The sequence below is a fragment of the Flavobacterium sp. genome (genome assembly GCF_049318325.1).
Taxonomy (GTDB): Bacteria; Bacteroidota; Bacteroidia; order Flavobacteriales; family Flavobacteriaceae; genus Flavobacterium.
This window is the reverse complement of sequence record NZ_JBMOGQ010000023.1, coordinates 1-23,791: the sequence shown is the minus strand read 5'-3', so window position 1 is coordinate 23,791 and position 23,791 is coordinate 1. Positions and strand designations below refer to the sequence as shown.

Below are 23,791 nucleotides of genomic sequence, written 5' to 3'. Positions count from 1 at the left end.
TACATTTTTCTTCGATTACTTTTTTTCAAGCAACAACGCTGTTAGGAAATCCCATTTTCGAGTGCGGAAATTTTTGGATTTGATGGTAATTTTTGTTGTTTAATAATTAGCTTCTTATGATCATCCTTTTTGATTTCATCCGCGGTTGTCGGTACTGTCATAAGTATTATCATTAAATAACTTAGATGTTTCATTGCTACAGATTTTATAAAATCTTAGATAAAAAAAACGCCAAGCAAAGCCCAGCGTTTATCATATACTTATTATCTAAAAAATTGCGACTGAAAACTATACCTCCATGGTATGATACACATTCATCACATCATCATCTTCTTCTATTTTTTCAATTAGTTTTTCAACATCAGCCATTTCAGTTTCGGTTAGTTTTTTGGTGATTTGTGGAATTCTTTCAAATCCTGAAGAAAGGATTTCAATGCCACGGCTTTCTAATTCTTTTTGAATAGCACCAAAACTTTCAAAAGGCGCGTATATTAAGATGCCGTCTTCGTCAGCAAAAATCTCTTCGGCACCAAAATCGATGAATTCCAATTCTAATTCTTCAATATCAATATTATTATTTGGTATACGGAAATTACACGTATGATCAAACATAAATTCTACCGAACCTTGCGTTCCCATTGTACCATTGCATTTGTTGAAATAACTTCTAATGTTTGCAACAGTTCTATTATTGTTATCGGTAGCTGTCTCAATTAAAAGTGCAATTCCATGTGGAGCATAGCCTTCAAAAAGCTGTTCTTTGTAGTTGGCTGTATCTTTATCAGTTGCTTTTTTAATAGCACGCTCCACGTTTTCTTTCGGCATGTTAGCCGATTTTGCATTTTGGATAACAGCACGCAAACGGGAATTGGCTTCCGGATTTGGTCCGCCTTCTTTTACGGCCATTACAATATCTTTTCCTATACGAGTAAACGCTTTGGCCATGGCAGACCAACGTTTCATTTTTCGTCCTTTTCTAAATTCAAAAGCTCTTCCCATTGCTAAAAAATGTATTTTATGTTTATTTTTTTATCGATTGCAAAAGTAACTTATCCTAAGTAATTTCAAAAAATTGAGTTTACTTTTTGTAAAAAGGTAGCTTTACCACTTTGGCAGCGACTTTATTATTTCTAATTTGAATATAAATGTTGCTATCAATAGCTGAAAATTCAGTTTTAACATAACCCATTCCGATTCCTTTCCCTAAACTTGGAGCCATTGTTCCCGAAGTTACGATCCCAATGTTATTACCATCAGCATCAACAATTTCATAATCGTGACGCGGAATACCACGTACAATTAATTCAAAACCAACCAATTTTTTTGTAACGCCAGCTTCTTTTTGCTTTTTGAGGTTTTCAGAATTGGTAAAGTTTTTAGTGAATTTAGTTATCCAACCCAAACCTGCTTCTATTGGTGAAGTCGAATCATTAATGTCATTTCCATACAAACAGAATCCCATTTCCAAACGTAACGTATCACGAGCTGCTAAACCAACTGGTTTGATTCCAAAGGGTTGACCTGCTTCAAAAACTTTATTCCAAATTTGTTCTACATCCGAATTCTTGCAGTAAATTTCAAATCCACCCGAACCGGTATAACCTGTAGCCGAAATAATTACATCTTGAACTCCGGCAAATTCAGCCACTTCAAAATGATAATATTTAATAGCTGATAAATCAATAGAAGTTAAGGATTGCATTGCTTCAACCGCTTTTGGACCTTGTATCGCTAGCAAAGAATAGTCTTCGGATATGTTTTTCATATCTACACCTAAGTCATTATGTGATGTAATCCAATTCCAGTCTTTGTCTATATTGGAAGCGTTTACAACCAATAGATATTGATTTTCCTTCATTCGGTAAACGATTAAATCGTCTACAATTCCGCCCTCGTTATTTGGCAAACACGAATATTGTGCGCGACCGATTTCCAAAACAGAAGCATCATTGGAAGTCACTTTTTGAATCAATGCTAAAGCATTTTCGCCACTAAGCAGAAATTCACCCATGTGTGACACATCAAAAACGCCAACACCATTTCTAACCGTTTCATGTTCGGCATTTACTCCTTCATATTGTACGGACATATTGTAACCTGCAAACGGAACCATTTTGGCTCCTAAACTTTCGTGTACCTTTGTTAATGCTGTATTTTTCATTTTAGATTGTGTTCTTTGTATTGTAATATAGTTTGTTTTGACGACATGTCATCCTGAGCATGTCGAAGGATTATTTTCTGACGAAAGGCGGCAATAATTTACTCTCAACTGATCCAAATCCAATTCGAATCGAACTATTTTGACAATAGCCTTTCATGATTACAGTATCATTATCGTTGATAAATTTACGTTCAGAGCCATCCTTCATTTTGATTGGGTTTTTTCCGCCCCAGGTTAATTCAAGCATTGATCCATAGCTGTCAGGAGTTGGCCCGGAAATAGTCCCGGATCCCATCATGTCTCCCGAATTTATCCGGCAACCGTTAGAAGTATGATGCGCCAATTGTTGCGACATCGACCAATACATATATTTAAAATTAGATTTTGAAACTAAGGTTGGCTCAACATCTTCGGGTTCTATATATACTTCTAAATGAATATCATAAGTATGTTTTCCTTTTTGTTGCAAGTAGGGAAGTGGCATTGGTTCTTGATTTGGCCCTTTGGTTCTAAAGGGCTCTAAAGCATCCATAGTCACAATCCACGGAGAAATAGAGGAAGCAAAGTTTTTTGCTAAGAATGGTCCAAGGGGAACATATTCCCATTTTTGAATATCTCTTGCACTCCAATCGTTTAACAAAACCATTCCGAAAATATAATCTTCGGCTTCATTAATTGGTATATTTTCACCCATTATGTTAGCATCTGTAGTAATGAATGCAGTTTCTAATTCAAAATCGATGGAACGTGACGGACCAAATACAGGAGAGTTTTCTCCATTAGGTAAAGTTTGTCCCATAGGACGATGAACTGGAATTCCAGATGGAACTATGGTTGAGCTTCTTCCATGATATCCAACTGGAATGTGAAGCCAGTTTGGCAACAACGCATTTGCAGGATCGCGGAACATTTTACCCACATTGGTAGCATGTTCTTTACTGGAATAAAAGTCGGTATAATCGCCAATTAAAACCGGGAGTTGCATTTCAACATCTTCCATTTTGAAGATTATGATATCTCTGTGTTCTTGATTATCTCTTAGTTTAGGATTGTTACTATCGAAAATGTCTCCAATTCGGTTACGAACTAAGCGCCAAGTTTTTTTCCCATCCGAAATAAAATCGTTCAAAGTATCTTGCATGAACATATCGTCTGTCAAATCAATTCCTTCAAAATAATTTAATTGCTGCAAAGCTCCCAAATCGATAGCATAATCGCCAATTCGAGTTCCTATTGTAATAACATCTTCCTTAGTTAAAAAAACACCAAATGGAATATTTTGAATTGGGAAATCACTGTTTTTAGGAACTTCAATCCATGATTTTCTATTGGGATTATTAGTGTTTTGAGGCATATCCATGTTGAATTATTTGTTGAAAAATTGAGTAATCAAATATATCATTTACTATTAATTTACCAAACCATTTTTGTAATTTTGAGCACAATTAATCGAAATAATTTCAAATGCAACGCGACAAACAAATTTTTGACCTTATACTTGAGGAGCAAGAAAGACAAATTCACGGAATTGAACTAATTGCATCAGAGAACTTTGTAAGCGACCAAGTAATGGAAGCAGCGGGTTCTGTGCTCACTAATAAATACGCCGAAGGATATCCTGGAAAAAGATATTATGGAGGTTGTGAAGTAGTAGATGTAATTGAGCAAATTGCCATAGATAGAGCGGCAGCACTTTTTGGTGCCGAATATGTAAATGTGCAACCCCATTCCGGTTCTCAAGCCAACACAGCAGTTTTTGCAGCTTGTTTAAAACCGGGAGATAAAATATTAGGATTTGATTTGTCGCATGGAGGACACTTGACACACGGATCACCTGTTAATTTTTCAGGAAAATTATACACACCATCATTTTATGGTGTAGAAAAAGAAACCGGAGTTTTAAATTATGATACCATCCAAGAAATTGCTACAAAAGAGCAACCAAAGATGATTATTGCAGGTGCTTCTGCATATTCTCGTGATATGGATTTTAAACGTTTCCGAGAAATTGCAGACAGCGTTGGAGCACTTTTATTAGCAGATATTTCGCATCCTTCGGGTTTGATTGCTAAAGGTTTGATGAACGACCCAATTCCACATTGTCATATAGTAACAACTACAACACACAAAACTTTACGTGGACCAAGAGGTGGAATCATCATGATGGGTAAAGATTTTGAAAATCCATGGGGATTGACTACACCAAAAGGCGAAATCAGAATGATGTCACATATTTTAGATATGGCTGTTTTTCCCGGAAATCAAGGCGGTCCCTTAGAACATATCATAGCCGCGAAAGCAGTTGCTTTTGGAGAAGCATTATCAGATGAGTTTTTTACTTATGCCATGCAGGTACAGAAAAATGCCAAAGCTATGGCTGCTGCATTCGCTAAAAGAGGTTATCATTTAATTTCAGGAGGAACAGACAATCACATGATGTTGATTGATTTGCGCAATAAAGGAATCTCGGGTAAAGATGCTGAAATTGCTTTAGGGAAAGCAGAAATTACAGTTAATAAAAACATGGTGCCGTTTGACGACAAATCACCTTTTGTAACTTCCGGAATTCGTGTGGGAACACCGGCAATTACAACTCGTGGCTTGGTAGAAAGCGACATGGAAACAATTGTAGATTTAATAGACAGAGTACTTTCAAATGCTACTAATGATGAATTATTAGAAGAAATCGCAGACGAAGTGAACGACATGATGAGCGAAAGAGCCATTTTTGTATACTAAAAAATAAGTTAAAAGTTTTAATGTCATAAAGTCGAAAGTCTTCAAGAAATAATAATTTTCTTTGGGTTTTCGGCTTTTTGACTTTTAACTTACAACTTTAAGACTAAATATATGGGAGTATTACGTTTAGAATTACCAACCGACCCAAGATGGGTAAATATTGTTGAGAAAAATATAGAAGAAATTCTCACCGATCACGCTTGGTGCGAACAAAAAGCAGCTACGAATGCGATAACCATTATTACCAATAATTCAGAGCACGAAGATTTGGTTACTGATTTATTGGCTTTGGCCAAAGAAGAATTAGATCATTTTGAACAGGTGCACGACATCATAAAAAAACGTGGATTAAAACTCGGTCGTGAGCGCAAAGATGATTACGTGAATGAATTAGCCCAATACATGAAAAGAAGCAACAATGGAAGTCGCGTTTCTGGATTGGTAGAACGTTTACTTTTTTCTGCTATGATAGAAGCCAGAAGTTGTGAGCGTTTTAAAGTGCTTTCCGAAAATATTAAGGATGAAGAATTGTCAAAATTCTATAGAGAATTAATGGAAAGTGAAGCCGGGCATTACACTACTTTTATTACTTATGCCCGAAAATATGGAACCGGCATCGATGTTGAAAAACGTTGGCGTGAGTGGATTGCTTTCGAAGCACAAGTGATTGCTAATTATGGTAATAAAGAAACCATTCACGGTTAAAATCTTTTGATAAATTACAAATTACTTTACAACTAAATCGTACTTTTCCAAAAGTCCTTTCAATCCATCTACTGAGAAAACGGCTTTCTTTAGCTTGTTTTTTTCAGGGTCGATAGTATAATCATAACTGGTGTAAAAATCAGTTTTATTAGCAATAGTATCAATAAAAACAGCTCTTCTTAGATTGCAATTATCAAATATCGCTTCGGTTAAATCACTAGACATAAAATCTACCGAAATCATGCTGCAATTGATAAACTGCATTTTCTTCAATTTCAAAGCATAGAATTTGGCATAATCCAATAGGCAATCTTTGAAGTTAAACTCATAGATAACTTGGTCTGTCATCGCGAAATTAACAGCAGTAAAATCACATTTAGTAAACTGAACTCCACGTAATGATACGTAGTTTATTTTGGTATCCTTAAAATTACAATCAAAGAAATTGCAATCAATAAAAGTTACGGTTTGAAAAGTACAATCGGTAAAATCACAGTGGTGAAAACTGCAGTTTTCATATTCTTTATATTTGATATCCGCTTCTAGAAAGAAGATGTCTTCAAATTTTTCGTCAAGTATATAATCGGAGGACATAAATGTTTTTAAAGTCTGTAAAACTAAATAATTTATTTGGTTAGCGATCTAATTATAGAAACACATTAAGTTATTTTTTTATGTACAATAAACTCAACTAAAGATGAATTAGACTTTAACTTAAAATTAATAGTCGTTCTATACCCATTATAAAGTTTATATAGTATTTTTATAAAATATGGAAAAGAACATGAAAAAAGGATTTTTATTCAAAAAATACGAGGCACCATTTCAATCCCCTTTTGATAAATTATTTGAAATTTTCAAAGAATTAATCACCCATACCTCAGGTGATTTTGAGGAAGCTATTGATTGGCTGCGACAATTAGACGTAGAATACAAACTCACAGATTCTAGTTATACTATTGAAGACTTTATTGAAGATTTAAAGAAAAAAGGATATATCAGAGAGGAGCTTAAAGACGATGGAACTTCGGGAACTGGTATAACAGCAAAAACAGAACGTGCCATAAGGCAACAAGCTTTAGACCAAATATTTGGTAATCTTAAGCGATCAGGAAATGGTAATCATAAAACTAAATATTCGGGAAGTGGGGATGAGCAAACTGGGGATTTTAGAGAATATCATTTTGGAGATAGTTTGGAAAGTATTTCTTTAACTGAAAGTTTGAAAAATGCCCAAATAAATAATGGTTCTGAAGAATTTAGATTAACTGAAAATGATTTGGTAGTGGAAGAATCGAAATTCAAAGCTCAAATGAGTACCGTTTTGATGATTGACATTAGCCACAGTATGATTTTATATGGTGAAGATAGAATTACACCTGCCAAAAAAGTAGCCATGGCTTTAGCAGAATTAATCACTACACGTTATCCAAAAGATACGATTGATATTTTGGTTTTTGGAAACGATGCTTGGCCAATTGCTATTAAAGATTTACCTTATTTAAAAGTTGGTCCTTATCATACCAATACAGTTGCTGGACTTCAATTAGCAATGGACATGCTTCGCAGAAAACGAAATACCAACAAACAAATTTTCATGATTACCGATGGCAAACCTAGTTGTGTTCGCGAAAAAAATGGAGAATATTATATGAATAGTAATGGACTTGATGAATACATTGTTGAGCAATGCTACAATCAAGCTGCACAAGCGCGAAAATTGCACATTCCAATAACAACCTTTATGATTGCCAATGATCCATATCTTCAAAAATTCGTCAACCGTTTTACAGAAGCTAATCAAGGAAAAGCTTTTTATACAGGTTTAAAAGGATTAGGCGAAATGATTTTTGAAGATTACGAAACCAATAGAAAGAAGAAGATTAAATAGGATAGAGTAGATAATAGATAATAGAGAAAAGAAGCAAGTTAAATTAAACACATAGCGAACTTTGCGTTAAACTTAGCGCTCTTTGCGATTAAATAAAAAAAATGAAAATAGAAAACATAACAACATTAGCAGAATTAAAAAAGTCAGGATACATTTCAAGAAGTATCAAAGACGAGTTGAGAGATAATCTTAGAGCAAAAATAAAATCAGGACAACCAACATTTGTAGGTGTTCACGGATTTGAGAATACTGTAATTCCAGAACTAGAACGCGCTATTTTATCACGCCATAATATTAATTTACTTGGTCTTCGTGGGCAAGCTAAAACACGATTGGCGAGAAAGATGATCGAATTGTTAGATGAATACATTCCAGTAGTCGAAGGTTCCGAGATTAATGACGATCCACTAAATCCAATTTCTCGATTTGCTAAAGATTTGATTGCAGAAAAAGGAGATGCAACTCCAATTTCTTGGTTGCATAGAAGCGAACGCTTTTCAGAAAAGTTAGCAACGCCCGATGTTACTGTTGCTGATTTAATTGGTGATGTTGATCCCATAAAAGCGGCTAATTTAAAATTGTCATATGCCGATGATAGAGTGATTCATTTCGGAATGATACCAAGAGCCAATCGCTGTATTTTTGTAATTAATGAATTACCTGATTTACAAGCAAGAATTCAAGTGGCATTGTTTAATATATTGCAGGAAGGCGATATACAAATTCGAGGATTTAAGTTGCGGATGCCTTTGGATATGCAATTTGTATTTACGGCAAATCCAGAAGATTACACCAATCGCGGAAGTATTGTAACTCCTCTAAAAGATAGAATTGGTTCTCAAATATTAACACATTACCCCGAAAGCGTGGCTGTAGCAAGAACTATCACACATCAAGAAGCTAAGCTTGACAAACAGCAATCAGAATCAGTCTATGTGCCATCATTAGCCAAAGATTTATTAGAACAAATTGCCTTTGAAGCACGTGAAAGCGAGTATATTGACAACAAAAGTGGCGTTAGCGCCAGAATGACGATTACGGCTTATGAGAATTTATTGAGTGCTGCTGAACGACGTGCATTGAAATCGGGTGAAGATGCAACAACAGTTCGATTATCTGATTTTATGGGTATTATACCAGCCATTACCGGAAAAGTAGAATTAGTCTATGAAGGCGAACAAGAAGGTGCGGCAGTAGTTGCTCAACATCTGATTGGAGATGCTATTCATACCTTCTTTCCTGCTTATTTTCCAAAGATTGAGAAGTTAGAAAAAGATATTGATGCCAGTCCTTACGCAAAAATCCTAGAATGGTTTTTTACAGAAACTGGGTTTGAATTATTAGACGACGCTTCTGATGAAGATTACAAAATACAATTGGATGCTGTTAAACCTTTAGAAGACTTAATCCAAAAATACCAACCTCAAATTCCTATCGAAGATAAATACTTTTTAAAAGAATTTGTGCTTTGGGGATTAGTTGAATATGATAAACTAAGTAAGGATAGGTTAGAAGTAGGCTATCAATTTAAAGATTTGTATAGTAGTTATATCAATAAATTATAATTGGTTGGCTAAATTTTGCTATACAACTTCCAGCATAGCTCCGCTTTACAAAATGAATTTTGCTTCACAACATCCAGCAAAGCTCCGCTTTGAGAATACTAAAAACAAAAAAAACGCTCAAGTGAACTTGGCGTTTTTTTCTTATTTTAGTATTCATTCGTGACCTCGACTGGATTCAAACCAGTAACCTTCTGAGCCGTAATCAGATGCGCTATTCAGTTGCGCCACGAGGCCTTTTTTTTGGGTGCAAATATAGGTATTACTATTAAATTCACAAATGAATAAGCTAATTTATTTTTTGCTTTTCAAAGCACGAGTAGTGACATAATAGCGCCAAACTATAATTGCCATTTGCCATTTCTTGGCTTTGGATAAATCCAATTGTTGCTTTGAAAAGCTAGGCAAAAGAAGTTTGTTGATTTTGGCTAAGAGTATATACATCATAGTTTTATTTGATGCAAAAATATAAAAAACCGTCGTAGTGACGGTTTAATTATATTAGGCTTTTTGAGTTTTTAACGTTGATTTAGTCTTTTGTAACTCTTCCTTGGCTTTTTTAAGTTCTTCTTTGGCTTTCTCGAGTTCTTCTTTAGATTCTTGTAACAACTTTTTGTTTTCCTCAGGTTGACTATTATCTTGTTGTTTTTGCATCAACTGATTAAGTTGTTCTTGCATCTTTTTCATTTGCTCCGCTAGATTGCTTTCATCATTAAAATTGAAATTAAGGAAGGCATCATCTGATGGTTCTACTGATTTGTTTTTCTGAATTTTCTCTAGTTCTTCTTTAGTATAGTCATCGCCACCTTGAACTACTTTGCCATCTTCTATAACTAATGGATTTTTACCATCTTTTTGAATAAAGATTCTCGACTTTGTTGAAGAATTATCATCACTAAAGCTAAAGCTATAGGACTTAGCATTTTCATCAGTAGTTCCTGGACTAAAATTAAATAATTGCATAGGATTTTGTCCATTTGAAAAACCACTAAAACCATTGGCACTCGATAAAAAGTCATTGCTTTTTGGTTCGCCAAAGCCAACATTTTCTCCCTGTTTAAAGAATTTGATGGTGTTGATTGGTTTTTGGTTGTCCATTTCAAGTGCGCCTTTGTTGCCTTTTCTATCGGTATAGGTTACTTTGATAGCAGTTATTTGATCTTTGCTATTTCGTTTCACATTTTCATAGGCAATAGAAACGCCATGTTCTCCTAAAGCTTTGATATCGTCTTTCATTTCTTGCTCTGGTGTGTTAGCGTTCCAAGTCATCACGATATCGCCTTTATCATCATTTTGTTTTATAATAAATGGTTTTTTGTCTTGTGAAAAGCCATTAGCTATAGCGATAATGAAGACTACCAATACTAAGTTAAATTTTGTTTTCATAAGAATATAAGTTTTTATTTTTAAGTGAAACAAACTTATAAAAAGATGTTTTTTAGTAAAAATGATTTAAAATTTCTTTAACTAATTCCCGCTTTTCTTTTTCAACTCAGCTTTGGCTTTTTCAAGTTCAGCTCTGGTAGCATCCATCTCTGCTTTGGCTTTCAGCATTTCCTCTTTGGCTTGCATCATTTCCGCTTTGGCTTTTTCCATGTCTGGTCTTGCTTGCTCTTGTTCACTTCTGGCTTTTTCCATTTCTTCTTTGACCTTTTTCCAATCGCCATTTGCTATTTTGATTTGTTTTTTGATTTGAGGTTTCATTTGTTTTACTTGAATTTTTGCTTTAGCCATAGCGTCTGCTTTTATCTTCAAAGCATCATTCCAATTTATATAAACTTGTTTTTTTCCACCATCAGAAGAAGATGAATTGTCATCAATATATAAATTCTTCATAGTTTCTTTTATGGTTTTGTCATCTGTAATTACTTTTCCATTAATAATAACTAAAGGCTTATCAACATTTTTTCTAACTATTATTTTTGAGATTTTATCATTCATCTCAGCTACTTCTGAAACATCTGTAACTTCAGCAATTTCAGGATTCTCAGACGCTCCAGTTGCTTCATTTGCATCTGGAGCTTTCATGTCGATGTCAAAATTGAAATCAAAGTTACCAGTCACATCAAGACTGTCATTAACGTTCACGGCATAGACAGCTTCGCTGTTATTTGGCTCATAAATGCCATGTCTTTTTCTGTTAGCCATATTTCTAATGTATCTAATTTCATCATTGGAAACATGTTTTGCGCCAAAATCAAACAAGCCATTTTCCAATCTATTGGTATAAATAAAGATTTGATCTATTGGTGTACTTTGGTTAATCTTTAATTCTTTTTCTCTACCATCTTCGCATTTCATTTTGATGCATATTCCAGTAATTTCTCCAGTTGAATTTCTTTTTATTTTAGAAACTTCGGTTACAATCTTTTCTTCTTTAAATACATTTTTTAGTGTCTTTAAAAATTTGTCGGTTTCTTTTGAGTCAAAAGTAATATCAGCACCTTGATGTGTTTCTGTATGTTTAGTTATAGTTGTTTTTTCTTTTTGCTGAGCAATGGTCTTAATTTGAAACAATAAGACGAAGCAAATTAAACTAGGTATAACAAGGGCGTACTTCCATAAGTTTCTTTTGTTGGATTGATTTTTGTTCAACATAACGATTCGTTTTTTGATTAATGATTGATAAAAATTATTAGTGATAGCTAAACAGTTCTGATTAATAACTACTTTTAGTAATGCTCTTTGATATACTTTGGGGTCTTGCAACTGTGCTACTGCTTTTTGGTCAGCAATATATTCTAGGTTTTGGATAATGGCTTTTTTATAAAGCCAAACAAACGGATTAAACCAAAACACTATAGAAAATAATTTGGCTAGCATCACATCAAAAGAATGAAACTCTTGACTATGGATTTTTTCATGCAACAAGATACTTTGTAACTCCTCTTGTGAATACAAATTAGAATTGTATACAATATAGTTAAAGAACGAAAAAGGAGCAATTTCATGATTTAAGTCAACTAAGATAAATTGTTCATTTTTAATTTTTTGCTGTTGGTAAAGCATTATGTAGAGCGAAATGAAATTAAAAATAATTTTAATGACTAATAACGCAGCAATTAGGATATAACTAACCCAAATCAATTGCATCCAATCGAATGTTTCCACTGCAGGAATGTTTGATGAAGTTGGAGTATACGCCACCAAGTCGGCAACGTTTACTTTGGGTCTTTCAACATATATAATTTTCTTAATGATAAACAAAGGCAATAGGAGCGAAGTGAACAAACCTGCAATCAAAAACCAACGATTACTGGTAAAAAAAGTTTCTTTGCGCACCAAGAAATGATAAACCATATAAAACACTGCAATTAAGCCACTCGATTTAATCAGATAGATGAAAAGTTGTTCCATAATTTTTTTTTGTAGTAGGATAATTAATTACCTTATCCCTTATTCCTTTCTATTTCCTCTTCTCAATTATCTCAAGAATTTCTCTCAATTCCTCTGCCGATATCTTTTCTTCTTCCGCAAAAAAGGAAACTAAGTTCTTATACGAACTATTGAAATAAGCATCTATGGCCGTATTCATAAAACGCTTTCTATAATCTTCCATCTTTACAATAGGGAAGTACTGGTGCGTATTGCCATAAGCATTATGACCCACAAACCCTTTTTCTTCTAAATTTCTGATAATAGTTGAAAGCGTATTGTAGTGAGGTTGCTCTTCAGTAATTTCGGCCATGACTTCTTTTACAAAAGCTTTTTTAAGCTTCCATAATATTTGCATGATTTCTTCTTCCTTGTTCGTTAACTTTTGCATAGTTCTATCTTTTAAAACTTAGTTGTAATAATTATAGAACAAACCTAAAACTATTTTTTTAGTTATAAAACTATATTTATAGTTATTTAACTATTTTTTAAGTTTTTGCAGTAGAGGAATAGATGTATATATTTGTTTTACAGTATCTTATTTTCTCTCTCAATAAGACGAAATACATGAAGACCGGCTAATGTGGCCAGTAATCCCAAAGTTCCCATAACAAACCAGTTGATTTGATAGCCAAAATTGTCAATAATTTCCATTCCAATTTTGGAACTAAATATATGTGCTAAGCTAAAACTCATGGTGTAAATAGCCATATATCTTCCTTCGTGACCTTTTGGTGCCCGACTTAAGGCAACCGAATTCGAAAAAGGAAAAGCGAACATTTCACCAAATGTCATAAACATCATCATAATGATTAATATTCCAGCCCAAGTATTAATAAGCATCAGAAATAAACTGACAGCCATAAAGAAACAACCTAATGCTACTACTTTTACTTTGCTTATATTATTACGTTCTACATAGCTTACAAGCGGCATTTCCATGAAGAAAATGATTAAACCATTCAATGTTAAAAGTAAGCCCGTTTTAAATTCGGTCAAATTAAATTGCTCTTTGTGGTATAAAGGAATTGTGGTGAATATTTGGAAAAACAAGACGCCCGAAACCATACAACTAAAGAGAAAAATCCAGAACGGCTTGTCTTTAAATACGGAATGTGTCAATACTTCACCTGGATGAGCTTTATCGCGATATGCTGTTTTTTTCTTTTCTTTTACCTTAATCCAAAAAAATAAAATGGCAATAATACAAGTACCACCATCTACCCAAAACAATCCATTGTAGCCAATAGTCATAATAATTAATCCGCCCAAAGCAGGTCCGGCAGCAAAGCCAAGATTGATGGCTAGTCGGACTAAAGTTAGTGCACGTGTTCTGTTTTCGGGTTTGGCATAAGCACCAATAGACACAAACATGGCCGGGCGAAACATATCGGCAATAATCATTAGTACAAACATACCTATGCAAAGCCCTACAAAACTAGTAATGAATTGAATGCAAAAAAGTAAAATTCCTGTTGTAAACAAACTAAAAATCATGATTTTATAAAAACCAATTTTATCTGAGAGTTTGCCGCCAAGCCATGATCCAATTATAGAACCACTTCCAAAAAAAACCATAATCCAACCCACTTGACTATAACTAAAATGCAAATCTTCCTTTAAATATTTTGATAAAAAAGGCAACACCATTGTCCCAGCACGATTGATGAAAGTGATGAATGTTAGAATCCAAATCTCTCTTGTAAATCCTCTGAAGTTATTAATATAGCGATGAAAAGCAGTTTTAAGCATAAACTAATTATAGGTTTGTAAATTTACAAAGTTCGTATCGACTTATGACTTTTGGTTTTAAGACTTTTACACTACTTTTACACATGCAGTTTTTTAATTTACATACGCACAAATTCACAAAAAATGCTGCCATTTTTGAATTGGTTAATCAATACCCTTGGGAATTTGACTGCTCTATTCCGCACTTTTCCATTGGTATTCACCCCTGGTATATCAATAAGGAGCGATTGGAAAGTGATTTAAAAACGATAGAAGATAAGTTGAAGTTAGAAGAATGTTTGGCGCTAGGTGAATGCGGATTGGACAAACGTATTGAAGTTCCAATGACTTTCCAAATTGATGTTTTTGAAAAGCAAATAGCTTTAGCGGAGAAATATCAAAAACCACTTTTACTACATTTGGTGGGGGCAATTGACGAATTAATAGAAATAAAAAAACAATTAAAGATTTCAGTACCTATAATTATTCACGGGTATTCTAAAAACAAACAAGTAGCAAAACAATTGATTGCAAATGGGTTTTATCTGTCTTTTGGAAAATACTTACTTCGAAACCCTGAATTAAAAGAAGTCTTTCAATCTATACCAAACGACAAATTCTTCCTTGAAACCGATACCATGGAAGAAACTTTGAAAGAAGTTTATGATTTGGCTGCATTATATAAAGGTTTCACTTTAGCGGAAATGCAAGCTTTGGTAAGAGCCAATTGGGAGAAAGTTTTTAGACTAAAAATCGATTAAATTCATTGCTTAATTTTGCTTATTTTTGCCACTTCTTAAATGATATTTTAAAATGGCAAAATGGCAAGAAAGAGCAGCGCTTTTATTTAAAACTGAAGGTTTAAATAATTTAAAAAATGCTAAAGTATTGGTTGTTGGACTCGGTGGAGTTGGATCCTTTGCAGCAGAGTTTTTGGCACGTGCCGGAGTTGGAAATTTAACTATTGTTGATGGTGATGTAGTAGATATTACAAATATCAATCGACAATTGCCTGCCTTACATTCTACAGTTGGCTTACCAAAAGTACATGTTGTTGGCGATAGATTGATGGATATTAATCCAGAATTGAACTTAACTCGTGTAGAAGAATTCCTTTCTCCTGAACGCTCATTAGAAATTGTTACTCCCGATTTTGATTATGTGTTAGATTGTATCGATAGTGTTACACCAAAACTAAACCTGATTGCTGCTTGCAAAAGAAAACGTGTTAAAGTAATTTCGAGTATGGGAGCGGGAGGAAAGATGGATGCTTCGAAAGTAAAAGTTGCCAATATAAAGAATACTGCGCATTGTCATTTAGCGAAGACTATAAGAAAGCGATTGAAAAAAATCCATATAGACAAATTGAAAGTAGTGTATTCTTCAGAAATACAGGATTCTAGTAGTTTGAAAATGACTGATGGTACCAATTACAAAAGATCTTTTTACGGCACGAACAGTTATATGCCTTGTCTTTTTGGTTTGTATGCTGCAGAGACTGTGATTAGGTATTTGTTGAAGAAAGAGAATAGTTTACAGTCGCAGTCTCAGTTTTCAGACAATTCGTAATTCGTAATTTATCCAAATGATTAAAACCGTAATCTTCGATATGGACGGTGTTATTGTAGACACAGAACCTGTTCATCACTATGCCTATAACCAACATTTTAAACTTCTCAATATCGAAGTTAATCCTGAAATGTATGCTTCGTTTACAGGTAATTCGACTAAGAATATTTTTGAACGATTAAAGATTCAATTTAATCTCGATGAAGATGTTGCAACCTTAGTTGAAACAAAACGTAACTTGTTTAATGATGCCTTTGACAAAAAAGAAGATTTATATTTGTTGGTTGGTGTGGAGGATTTAATCAAAGATTTGTATGATAACGGAATGCAGTTGATCTTAGCTTCTTCCTCAGCAACCGTAACTATTAATAGGATTTTTAATCGTTTTGGATTACATAAGTACTTTACTCAAATAGTTTCGGGTGAGGATTTTCCAAAATCTAAACCGCATCCTGCTATTTTTCTAAAAGCTGCTGAATTAGCCAATACACCCGTTGAAAACTGCATAGTGATAGAAGACAGCACAAATGGTATAATGGCAGCTAAATCCGCCGGAATATATTGTATTGGTTATGACAGTTTTCATTCTAAATTACAAGACTATTCACTTGCAGATGTTGTCATAACAGATTTTAAGGAGTTGAGTTATACAAAAATAAAAAATCTAAATTAGCCCACAGCTGCTTTGTAAACTCTCAAGCATTTTTCCCTTGCTTCTTTATGATCTACAATTGGAGTTGGATAATCTAAAGAATTCATCTCTGGTATCCATTTTTTGATGTAGATTAAGTCTTTATCAAATTTCTTGATTTGTTCCGTTGGATTGAATATTCTAAAATAAGGTGCTGCATCAACGCCACTTCCGGCTGCCCATTGCCAGTTGCCCACATTGCTCGATTGTTCGTAATCTAAAAGTTTGGTAGCAAAATACGCTTCTCCCCAACGCCAATCAATTAATAAATGTTTACATAGGAAACTTGCCACTATCATTCGTACCCGATTATGCATATGCCCAGTAGCATTAAGTTCACGCATTCCTGCATCTACAAAAGGATAGCCTGTTTTACCTTCACACCAATTTTGGAATAATTCTTCATTGTTTTCCCATTTGATTTCATCATATTTTGGACGAAAACTTGAATTTATAGTGTGTGGAAAATGCCAAAGGATTTGCATGAAAAACTCACGCCAAATCAATTCTTTTAAAAAGGTCTCATTTTTACTTTCGATTGCTTTGGCAACCATCTTCCGAATGGAAACAGCACCAAATCTGAGATAAATTCCGAGATAAGAGGTTTTATTCATAGCAGGAAAATTACGAGTAGCTTCGTAATTGTCGATTAAAGTATTAGAAATATCGTAAGGTGTTACCTTGATTTTTGAGCTTTCAAAACCAATATCACTTAAACTTAAAAACGAATAGGCGTGAAGTGTAATTTTATATAGTAAATCTTCTGATTTATAATGGGTTAATTTGGTTTTATTAAAGTTATCTTTCCACTTATTTGAGTAAGGCGTATAGACTACATAAGGCGTTCCGTCATCTTTAACCACGTCGCTTTTTTCAAAAATAACTTGGTCTTTACTGGTTTTGAATTCGATATTCTTTTCCTTGAATAACAAGTTTAATTCTAAATCGCGTTTTCGGGCATAGGGTTCGTAATCGTGATTGGTATAAACTGTTTTAACTTTGTTTTCGTCAATCAGTTTGGTAAAGACTTCAAAAGGAGTTCCGTGAAAAACTGCTAACGATTTTCCAATGGCTTGGAGTTGATTTTGTATTTTTTCTAACTGTTCATAAATAAAGTTAACACGCGCATCATCTTTAGATAATTGGGAAAGAATAGTTTCATCGAAAATAAATATTGGCAACACATCTTCATCACTATTTAAAGCGTGAAAAAGACCTACATTATCTTCTAAACGCAAATCGCGTCGAAACCAAAATATATTCATTTTCTTTATGAATTTACCAATAATGAAGACATACCTCCATCAACATTAAAAATTTGACCTGAAATCCAAGAGCTCTTTTCGTTTAATAAAAAACAAGCCATTTGTGCTATATCTCCAGTAGTTCCTACTCTTTTTAAGGGATGACGTTGCGCTGATTTTTCTCTTTTCTCCTCATTACTTAAAAATTTCTCTGCCAATGGCGTGTCGGTTAAAGATGGCGCGATAACGTTTACTCTAATTTTTGGTGCATATTCTGCAGCCAAAGCTTTGGCAAATCCTTCAATAGCTCCTTTTGAAGCAGAAACACTAGTGTGAAAAGGCATTCCCATTTTAACAGCAACCGAACTAAATAAAACAATACTTGATTGATTAGAAGCAGTCAGTTGTGGTAAAAGACTCTGAATAACTTTTACCATTGAAAAGAAATTAATATGCATATCACTCTCAAATGTTTCTAGTTTTAAACCACGAAATGGTCGTAAATTAATACTTCCCGGGCAATATACCAATCCATCAATGACTGCCGGTAGAATTGAAGTGTCTAATGTATCAGTAGTTGCATCAAAAGGGATATGAATGACGTCTAAACTAGATAAGTTTTCATTTGTTCGAGAAGCAATAAAAACATTGTTTTCCGTTTGCAATTCTTTTGCTAATTCCAGTCCGATTCCATAAGACCCGCCTATTATTAATATATTTTTCATTTTATTATTCTTTAAATTCACCAAAAAGTTCAACTAGTTTTGCTCTGCGATAGTCAAATATTTCTTTAAGTTTTGGTTTTACCAAAAAAGGGTGTACCATTTGACCCAAAAGACCCATTGGTACTTTATAATCAACTATATCTTCCATTTCAACACCGCCAGGAATTTCTTTTAGAAAATGTTTGTGATGCCAAAGTGCATATGGTCCGAAACGCTGTTCATCAACAAAATATTTTTTATCTACGACATGTGTTATTTCTGTTACCCATTTCATTGGGATTCCCAAAACCGGTGTAACTATGTACTGTATTATTTGTCCGGCAAACATCTCTTTTTCATCACCCGAAAGGGTTTTAAAACCCATATAATCAGGAGTGATAATTTTCAAGTTCTTTGGACTAGAAAGAAATTCCCATGCTGTTTCTATGCTGATAGGTAGATTCTGTTTTGTATGTAAAGTGTAAATCTTCATTATTTATTTTTTGTAAAAGTACTATATTTTGTTTATATATTTGCAAAAAAAAGTAAACAAAATATATTTAAGTTATTATTAACACGCGTGAATTTATACTATTTATAAATTTGGAAAACTTCTAAAACAATCAACACATGAAAAGAATTATTTTCGTTTTAGCAACTATTATTGCTAGTTATGTCCTTAATGCACAAGTAAAAACTCCTCAACCAAGTCCACATTCTTCATTAACACAAGTCGTTGGTCTTACTGAGGTTACTATAGATTATAATCGTCCAAGCGCCAAAGGGAGAATTATTTTTGGTGATTTAGTTCCTTTTGGTGAGCTCTGGAGAACAGGTGCTAACGCTAATTCTACGGTTTCTTTTAGTGAAGATGTTATTATCAATGGTACTAATGTTAAAAAAGGAAAATATGCTTTATTTACAACTCCTAAAGTAGATATGTGGGAAGTGGTATTTTATACAGATACTGATAATTGGGGAACACCTGAAGTTTGGGACGCTAATAAAGTAGCTGTTTTGGTTAACGTTGATCCTGTTGCTTTAAATAATGCAGTAGAATCGTTTACAATTTCTGTTGGTAACTTAACTAATGATAGTGCAACTATAGATATTGCTTGGGAAAAAACTATGGCCTCAGTGAAGTTTGAAGTTCCAACTAAAAAAACTGCTATGGCAAGTATAGAGAAGACCTTAGCTGGACCAACAGCAGCTGATTATTACTCATCTGGAGTTTATTTTTTTCAATCTAACGGAGATTTGAATAAGGCATTGGAATATGTTAACAAAGCAATTTCAATGGTAAAACCAGGTGATGATATACCTTTTTGGCAATTACGTCAAAAGTCTCTAATTCAGGCCAAACTCGGCGATAAAGTTGGAGCTATTTCTACCGCAAAATTATCTAAAGCTGGTGCAGAAAAAGCTAAAAACAATGACTATGTTAAAATGAATAACGATAGTATAAAAGAATGGAGTAAAAAATAAATACTAATTACAAATATCCAAATTATACACCTTATGATTTGGATATTTTTTTTTGATTAAAATTGATCTGCATTATTGTGCAATAACTTTTTGTTTCCCTTTATGACAAATTGAGAAAGTATAGATAAAATGATCGTTAGAGAAGCACCAATAAAATTCAACCATAAATAGCCTAACTTTTCCTGACCTGTAGGATAGATATGAATTGTATAATAGTAAATGAAAAATATGGTTATTTGACTAATAACCGCGCTATAGAAAATAGCATTTGCTTTTACAAACTTGATATAAAAACCCACTAAAAATACACCTAAAACAGTTCCGTAGAAAATGGAACCTACAATATTGACCAACTGAATTAGGTTTTCAAATAAGGTACCTACGCAGGCAAAGGCAATAGCAATTACACCCCAAAGCAACGTGAAATATTTAGTAGCATTCACAAAATGTTTTTCCGATTTTTCTTTTTTGATATTTCGCTTATAGATATCTATAGCAGTTGTGGAAGCCAACGCTGTTAGCCCGGAAGCAGAAGAAGACATAGCAGCAGAGAAAATAACTGCCAGTAAAAGTCCGATTAAGCCCGATGGTAAATAGTGCAAAATGAAATAAATAAAAACATAATCTTTATCATTAGTTTCCGCTTTATTATCTACTTTGCTTATGATTACTTTGGCTTCGTCATGCAAATCTTTTTCTTTTCCAGAAAGTGAGATTAGTTTTTTTCTCAAAATTGGATTGTCATAGTTCTGATTTAAATGGTCGATATATAGTAGGTTGAACTCTTTCTTTTCTTCTGATAATTGTGCTAATTGTTTTTCAAGTGAATGATATTCGCTTGCATATTTTGATTTTTCAATAGCTATTTTATTTACTGGATTGAAATTAAGTGGCACTGGATTGAATTGAAAAAAAACAAAAACCATTACTCCGGTCAATAAAATAAAGAATTGCATTGGCACTTTAAGGAAGCCATTCATGATTAAACCCATTTGACTTTCTCTATCTGATTTTCCGGATAAATAACGTCCTACTTGTGATTGGTCGGTACCAAAATAGGAAAGCATCAGGAAAAATCCACCTGTTATTCCGCTCCAAAAAGTATATCGATTTTCAGGATCAAAAGAGAAGTCTAGTATGTTCATTTTGTCGTTAGCACCCGCAATATGCATTGCATTGGAGAACGTCATGTCATTTGGCAACAAATACAATATCAAGAAGAAGGTAATAAACATGCCTAACATGATAATAAACATCTGTTGTTTTTGGGTAACATTAACGGCTTTGGTTCCACCGGAAAAAGTGTAAATGATAACCAAAATTCCAATGATAATATTGAGCATGGTTAAATTCCATCCCAAAATAGAAGATAAAATAATGGATGGTGCATAAATAGTTAAACCGGTTCCCAAACCTCTTTGAACAAGAAATAAAATGGCAGTTAACGAACGTGTTTTTAAATCAAATCGTTGCTCGAGATATTCATAAGCGGTAAATACTTTTAGTTTGTGATATATCGGAATAAAAGTCATTGAGATGACCACCATTGCTATGGGTAAACCAAAATAGAATTGCACAAATCCCATTCCGTCATGATAGGCTTGACCCGGTGTTGAAAGAAAGGTTATCGCGCTGGCTTGGGTTGCCATAACAGAAAGACCAACTGTCCACCAGGGAGTTTCCTTGTTGCCCAAAATATAGTCTTCCACATTTTTGCTCCCTTTGGTTTTATAAACACCATAGAAAACAATAAATAAAAGTGTTACAGATAAAACAATCCAGTCCAGTTGTTGCATGGCTTAAAAGAATAGTTGCATTAGTATAAAGAAGATAATAATATATATAGCATTAATTACTAAAACCCAAGTGTAACTGTTTTTCCAAGCCGTTGTTTTTTTGTTTTCCATTTTATTTACCTATTGCGATAATGTTTGCCAATAATCTGAAAGCACCCGAAACACCTTCAGGTAATTCTCTGAAGAAGCTTAAGCCAGTGTATATATAATTCCCTTTGCCATATTTAGCAATTAACAGCGCTCCGTTTTTTGGTTTTTCTCCTTTGTCGTTGGATGAAAGAATAGGAGTGAAGGCATCATCCCATTCGTTTGGATAATATAATCCCTGCTCTTGTCTCCAGTCTTTGAAATCTTCAATACTGATTTTGTTGGGATAATTCAATACAGGATGTTTCGGATTTAAAAAACGGACTTCAGCATTTTCTTCGGTAACCCTGTCACGCGAAATTTTTAATGGAAATGGTGATATATCTTTGGTAACCAAATCGTCTGAGGTATTGTATTGCACAATCATGGTTTTGCCGTTTTTTACGAAATCCAATAGAAGATTTTGTTTATAAGCTAATGAGTTTACAACGTTATAGGCACGAATTCCGGTCATAACAACATCATAGTTTTCAAGTTTTTCAGTAGTAATTTCATCCGGTTTTAGTATATCAACTTCATAGCCCATTTGTATTAAGCTTTTTGGAACTTCATCTCCGGCACCCATGATGTAGACAATCTTTTCATTTTTAGTTTTAATTTTCAAACGGATTGCTTTAGCTTCAGCAGGTTTTAGCACCATTTGTTTGTAAATATGTGGATAGTTGATGTCAATTTTGTTTAAATTATACTCTTGCCCGTCAACAGTTACAATACTTTTTATTGTTATTTCTGTGGCTTCTTTGGATGGAGAAACGCTAAAAATAGCTTCTACTTCCTGTCCCTTTTTATCAATCGTAAAAGGGATTTCTATTGGTGAAACTTGCCAACTTTCTGGCAGTTCAAGTTTTATATTCCCGTTTATGTTATCTTTACCCGCTTTCACTTTTACAGTAATCGTTTTATCTCTATCGTTGTTGAAAATATAAACTTTCTCAGCAAAACTAGAAGTCACTATAGGAACTATATCTAAAGGTTGGTAAACTTCTCCTTGAACATCATCATTATATTTGTGAATTACGTTGCGTTCGAAAGGAATTACAACCCCATTAATTTTAATCCAAAAAATAACTTTTACTTGGCGTAACACATCAGGAATACTAATATTTTCTTGGTTATCTACTTTATACATGCCTTCAGTTCCTTTTTGGTTTAACCAATAAGGATTTGTATAATTGATTTTATTGGCAAGAAGATTTAGTTTTATCTCATTCGTATTGGAAACATTGTATTTTAAGTCTAATGTTCTAAAATCAAATTCATTTTCGGGATAAGAATCTGCACCTATCCATTTCATTGGAATGATACTTCGGTTAATAGCTTCCAACTTAACTTTTATTGTACTTCCCTGAGTTACTTCCTGATTTTCAGTGACAGCTTCAAAATACAAACCGGCACAACCAGCAATTATTTTTTTTATTTCTTCAGACTTGATATATTTCCAATGTTTGTCTTCTATATTTTGAATTAAATCGTAAGCTTTAACCAACTCTGGAATTGAAGCAGCGGGATTTTTAAAATCAAAGTTTTTTTCTACATTAGCCAGTACGACTCCAATTTCTTTCCCATCTTTTAATCGGTTCCAAGTTGTGTCGATGCCATCAAAAATATTGGTTTTGTCTTTTGGTGTATCACCTTTTAGAAATTCTAAATATTCTTCATCTTCGCCTCGAGTTCCTGTAGAACCAAAACCCTGTGATTGGTGACGACTTCTACTAAGAGCTGCAATTTCCTGATTAGATTTGCCTAATGATTGATAATAAGTTCCAATTTGCAGTTTGCATAAATTACTTTTATCGGCAGCATCAAATTTTTCTTTGCTACCATAAAACCACCATGAAGTATTAAAAAACAATCGTTTGGGTTGCCAAGTGGTCGTGTACTGCAACTGATTTGGAAAAATTCCAGCATCGTTTACTTTGTCAAAAGCTTCATAGCTCAACATAGCAGATGATGTATGATGACCGTGAGTTGTACCCGGAGAGCGATGATCA

At 33.7% G+C, this 23,791-nt stretch carries 23 protein-coding genes and 1 tRNA gene; 8 read left to right on the top strand and 16 right to left on the bottom strand.

Annotated elements, in window-relative coordinates:
* Positions 1–41: 41 nt before the first annotated feature.
* The 4 genes from ACOYLP_RS03920 to fahA form a co-directional block, all read right to left on the bottom strand.
* On the bottom strand, positions 42–194 hold the full coding sequence (locus ACOYLP_RS03920) for a hypothetical protein (protein WP_422854869.1): 153 nt from the start codon (positions 192–194) through the stop codon (positions 42–44).
* Positions 195–288: 94 nt separating this feature from the next.
* Positions 289–999, bottom strand: a complete 711-nt coding sequence (locus tag ACOYLP_RS03915; RefSeq protein WP_422854868.1) for a YebC/PmpR family DNA-binding transcriptional regulator — start codon at positions 997–999, stop codon at positions 289–291.
* Positions 1,000–1,078: 79 nt separating this feature from the next.
* Entirely contained in the window at positions 1,079–2,161 is a 1,083-nt protein-coding gene (gene gcvT / locus ACOYLP_RS03910) for a glycine cleavage system aminomethyltransferase GcvT (RefSeq protein WP_422854867.1), read from the bottom strand.
* A 70-nt stretch (positions 2,162–2,231) separates the two neighbouring features.
* Entirely contained in the window at positions 2,232–3,515 is a 1,284-nt protein-coding gene (gene fahA / locus ACOYLP_RS03905) for a fumarylacetoacetase (protein ID WP_422854871.1), read from the bottom strand.
* Positions 3,516–3,625: 110 nt separating this feature from the next.
* Between fahA and glyA the strand changes: the two genes are divergently transcribed.
* Complete coding sequence (gene glyA / locus ACOYLP_RS03900) at positions 3,626–4,900, top strand: serine hydroxymethyltransferase (protein WP_422854865.1); 1,275 nt, start codon at positions 3,626–3,628, stop codon at positions 4,898–4,900.
* 111 nt (positions 4,901–5,011) lie between these two features.
* Complete coding sequence (locus tag ACOYLP_RS03895; RefSeq protein WP_422854864.1) at positions 5,012–5,605, top strand: tRNA-(ms[2]io[6]A)-hydroxylase; 594 nt, start codon at positions 5,012–5,014, stop codon at positions 5,603–5,605.
* Positions 5,606–5,626: 21 nt separating this feature from the next.
* On the opposite strand, the gene ACOYLP_RS03890 is transcribed toward ACOYLP_RS03895, so the two are convergent.
* Positions 5,627–6,199, bottom strand: coding sequence for a pentapeptide repeat-containing protein (locus ACOYLP_RS03890; protein ID WP_422854863.1), 573 nt, complete (start codon positions 6,197–6,199; stop codon positions 5,627–5,629).
* 178 nt (positions 6,200–6,377) lie between these two features.
* Between ACOYLP_RS03890 and ACOYLP_RS03885 the strand changes: the two genes are divergently transcribed.
* Both ACOYLP_RS03885 and ACOYLP_RS03880 read left to right on the top strand, forming a co-directional pair.
* Complete coding sequence (locus ACOYLP_RS03885) at positions 6,378–7,496, top strand: vWA domain-containing protein (RefSeq protein WP_422854862.1); 1,119 nt, start codon at positions 6,378–6,380, stop codon at positions 7,494–7,496.
* 101 nt (positions 7,497–7,597) lie between these two features.
* Positions 7,598–9,061, top strand: a complete 1,464-nt coding sequence (locus ACOYLP_RS03880; RefSeq protein ID WP_422854861.1) for a magnesium chelatase — start codon at positions 7,598–7,600, stop codon at positions 9,059–9,061.
* A 160-nt stretch (positions 9,062–9,221) separates the two neighbouring features.
* On the opposite strand, the gene ACOYLP_RS03875 is transcribed toward ACOYLP_RS03880, so the two are convergent.
* From ACOYLP_RS03875 to ACOYLP_RS03850, 6 genes are all read right to left on the bottom strand, one after another.
* Positions 9,222–9,295 (bottom strand) — tRNA-Arg (locus ACOYLP_RS03875).
* Positions 9,296–9,352: 57 nt separating this feature from the next.
* Positions 9,353–9,502, bottom strand: a complete 150-nt coding sequence (locus ACOYLP_RS03870; protein WP_422854870.1) for an SsrA-binding protein — start codon at positions 9,500–9,502, stop codon at positions 9,353–9,355.
* 57 nt (positions 9,503–9,559) lie between these two features.
* A complete protein-coding gene (locus tag ACOYLP_RS03865) occupies positions 9,560–10,444 on the bottom strand; it encodes a hypothetical protein (protein ID WP_422854860.1) in 885 nt (294 codons plus the stop codon).
* A gap of 81 nt (positions 10,445–10,525) precedes the next feature.
* Complete coding sequence (locus ACOYLP_RS03860; protein ID WP_422854859.1) at positions 10,526–12,415, bottom strand: M56 family metallopeptidase; 1,890 nt, start codon at positions 12,413–12,415, stop codon at positions 10,526–10,528.
* A 49-nt stretch (positions 12,416–12,464) separates the two neighbouring features.
* Positions 12,465–12,824: a BlaI/MecI/CopY family transcriptional regulator gene (locus ACOYLP_RS03855; RefSeq protein WP_422854858.1), complete on the bottom strand. Its 360-nt coding sequence runs from the start codon at positions 12,822–12,824 to the stop codon at positions 12,465–12,467.
* 137 nt (positions 12,825–12,961) lie between these two features.
* Positions 12,962–14,185 carry an MDR family MFS transporter gene (locus ACOYLP_RS03850; RefSeq protein WP_422854857.1) on the bottom strand — a complete coding sequence of 408 codons (1,224 nt, stop codon included), beginning with the start codon at positions 14,183–14,185 and terminating at the stop codon, positions 12,962–12,964.
* 83 nt (positions 14,186–14,268) lie between these two features.
* Here ACOYLP_RS03850 and ACOYLP_RS03845 point away from each other — a divergent pair, with 83 nt between their 5' ends.
* From ACOYLP_RS03845 to ACOYLP_RS03835, 3 genes are read left to right on the top strand one after another with little or no spacing between them, the layout of a single operon-like run.
* On the top strand, positions 14,269–14,925 hold the full coding sequence (locus tag ACOYLP_RS03845; protein WP_422854856.1) for a TatD family hydrolase: 657 nt from the start codon (positions 14,269–14,271) through the stop codon (positions 14,923–14,925).
* Positions 14,926–14,977: 52 nt separating this feature from the next.
* The gene (locus ACOYLP_RS03840) at positions 14,978–15,733 is read left to right on the top strand and encodes a tRNA threonylcarbamoyladenosine dehydratase (RefSeq protein WP_422854855.1); all 756 of its coding nucleotides are present in this window, start codon (positions 14,978–14,980) and stop codon (positions 15,731–15,733) included.
* A gap of 16 nt (positions 15,734–15,749) precedes the next feature.
* Entirely contained in the window at positions 15,750–16,406 is a 657-nt protein-coding gene (locus ACOYLP_RS03835) for an HAD family hydrolase (RefSeq protein WP_422854854.1), read from the top strand.
* Here ACOYLP_RS03835 and ACOYLP_RS03830 read toward each other — a convergent pair.
* The 3 genes from ACOYLP_RS03830 to ACOYLP_RS03820 are packed head-to-tail and all read right to left on the bottom strand — an operon-like array spanning position 16,403 to position 18,865.
* Positions 16,403–17,689: a cryptochrome/photolyase family protein gene (locus ACOYLP_RS03830; RefSeq protein ID WP_422854853.1), complete on the bottom strand. Its 1,287-nt coding sequence runs from the start codon at positions 17,687–17,689 to the stop codon at positions 16,403–16,405. The genes ACOYLP_RS03835 and ACOYLP_RS03830 overlap by 4 nt on opposite strands.
* A gap of 5 nt (positions 17,690–17,694) precedes the next feature.
* The gene (locus ACOYLP_RS03825; RefSeq protein WP_422854852.1) at positions 17,695–18,393 is read right to left on the bottom strand and encodes an SDR family NAD(P)-dependent oxidoreductase; all 699 of its coding nucleotides are present in this window, start codon (positions 18,391–18,393) and stop codon (positions 17,695–17,697) included.
* 4 nt (positions 18,394–18,397) lie between these two features.
* On the bottom strand, positions 18,398–18,865 hold the full coding sequence (locus ACOYLP_RS03820; protein WP_422854851.1) for an SRPBCC family protein: 468 nt from the start codon (positions 18,863–18,865) through the stop codon (positions 18,398–18,400).
* Positions 18,866–19,002: 137 nt separating this feature from the next.
* Between ACOYLP_RS03820 and ACOYLP_RS03815 the strand changes: the two genes are divergently transcribed.
* A complete protein-coding gene (locus ACOYLP_RS03815) occupies positions 19,003–19,857 on the top strand; it encodes a DUF2911 domain-containing protein (protein ID WP_422854850.1) in 855 nt (284 codons plus the stop codon).
* 56 nt (positions 19,858–19,913) lie between these two features.
* Here ACOYLP_RS03815 and ACOYLP_RS03810 read toward each other — a convergent pair whose 3' ends face one another.
* Both ACOYLP_RS03810 and ACOYLP_RS03805 read right to left on the bottom strand, forming a co-directional pair.
* Entirely contained in the window at positions 19,914–21,653 is a 1,740-nt protein-coding gene (locus tag ACOYLP_RS03810) for a sodium:solute symporter (RefSeq protein ID WP_422854849.1), read from the bottom strand.
* Positions 21,654–21,765: 112 nt separating this feature from the next.
* The coding region (locus tag ACOYLP_RS03805) for an LmbE family protein (RefSeq protein ID WP_422854848.1) at positions 21,766–23,791 on the bottom strand (2,026 nt) is incomplete at its 5' end.

What these genes read in the sequence shown, in the direction of transcription:
- fahA (WP_422854871.1), bottom strand. Translation starts at nt 3,515, where the DNA reads ATGCCTCAAAACACTAATAATCCCAATAGAAAATCATGGATTGAAGTT.
- ACOYLP_RS03880 (WP_422854861.1), top strand. Translation starts at nt 7,598, where the DNA reads ATGAAAATAGAAAACATAACAACATTAGCAGAATTAAAAAAGTCAGGA.
- ACOYLP_RS03855 (WP_422854858.1), bottom strand. Translation starts at nt 12,824, where the DNA reads ATGCAAAAGTTAACGAACAAGGAAGAAGAAATCATGCAAATATTATGG.
- ACOYLP_RS03920 (WP_422854869.1), bottom strand. Translation starts at nt 194, where the DNA reads ATGAAACATCTAAGTTATTTAATGATAATACTTATGACAGTACCGACA.
- ACOYLP_RS03840 (WP_422854855.1), top strand. Translation starts at nt 14,978, where the DNA reads ATGGCAAAATGGCAAGAAAGAGCAGCGCTTTTATTTAAAACTGAAGGT.
- ACOYLP_RS03870 (WP_422854870.1), bottom strand. Translation starts at nt 9,502, where the DNA reads ATGTATATACTCTTAGCCAAAATCAACAAACTTCTTTTGCCTAGCTTT.
- gcvT (WP_422854867.1), bottom strand. Translation starts at nt 2,161, where the DNA reads ATGAAAAATACAGCATTAACAAAGGTACACGAAAGTTTAGGAGCCAAA.
- ACOYLP_RS03915 (WP_422854868.1), bottom strand. Translation starts at nt 999, where the DNA reads ATGGGAAGAGCTTTTGAATTTAGAAAAGGACGAAAAATGAAACGTTGG.
- ACOYLP_RS03835 (WP_422854854.1), top strand. Translation starts at nt 15,750, where the DNA reads ATGATTAAAACCGTAATCTTCGATATGGACGGTGTTATTGTAGACACA.
- ACOYLP_RS03845 (WP_422854856.1), top strand. Translation starts at nt 14,269, where the DNA reads ATGCAGTTTTTTAATTTACATACGCACAAATTCACAAAAAATGCTGCC.
- ACOYLP_RS03810 (WP_422854849.1), bottom strand. Translation starts at nt 21,653, where the DNA reads ATGCAACAACTGGACTGGATTGTTTTATCTGTAACACTTTTATTTATT.
- ACOYLP_RS03860 (WP_422854859.1), bottom strand. Translation starts at nt 12,415, where the DNA reads ATGGAACAACTTTTCATCTATCTGATTAAATCGAGTGGCTTAATTGCA.
- ACOYLP_RS03830 (WP_422854853.1), bottom strand. Translation starts at nt 17,689, where the DNA reads ATGAATATATTTTGGTTTCGACGCGATTTGCGTTTAGAAGATAATGTA.
- ACOYLP_RS03820 (WP_422854851.1), bottom strand. Translation starts at nt 18,865, where the DNA reads ATGAAGATTTACACTTTACATACAAAACAGAATCTACCTATCAGCATA.
- ACOYLP_RS03815 (WP_422854850.1), top strand. Translation starts at nt 19,003, where the DNA reads ATGAAAAGAATTATTTTCGTTTTAGCAACTATTATTGCTAGTTATGTC.
- ACOYLP_RS03885 (WP_422854862.1), top strand. Translation starts at nt 6,378, where the DNA reads ATGGAAAAGAACATGAAAAAAGGATTTTTATTCAAAAAATACGAGGCA.
- glyA (WP_422854865.1), top strand. Translation starts at nt 3,626, where the DNA reads ATGCAACGCGACAAACAAATTTTTGACCTTATACTTGAGGAGCAAGAA.
- ACOYLP_RS03850 (WP_422854857.1), bottom strand. Translation starts at nt 14,185, where the DNA reads ATGCTTAAAACTGCTTTTCATCGCTATATTAATAACTTCAGAGGATTT.
- ACOYLP_RS03825 (WP_422854852.1), bottom strand. Translation starts at nt 18,393, where the DNA reads ATGAAAAATATATTAATAATAGGCGGGTCTTATGGAATCGGACTGGAA.
- ACOYLP_RS03865 (WP_422854860.1), bottom strand. Translation starts at nt 10,444, where the DNA reads ATGAAAACAAAATTTAACTTAGTATTGGTAGTCTTCATTATCGCTATA.
- ACOYLP_RS03890 (WP_422854863.1), bottom strand. Translation starts at nt 6,199, where the DNA reads ATGTCCTCCGATTATATACTTGACGAAAAATTTGAAGACATCTTCTTT.
- ACOYLP_RS03895 (WP_422854864.1), top strand. Translation starts at nt 5,012, where the DNA reads ATGGGAGTATTACGTTTAGAATTACCAACCGACCCAAGATGGGTAAAT.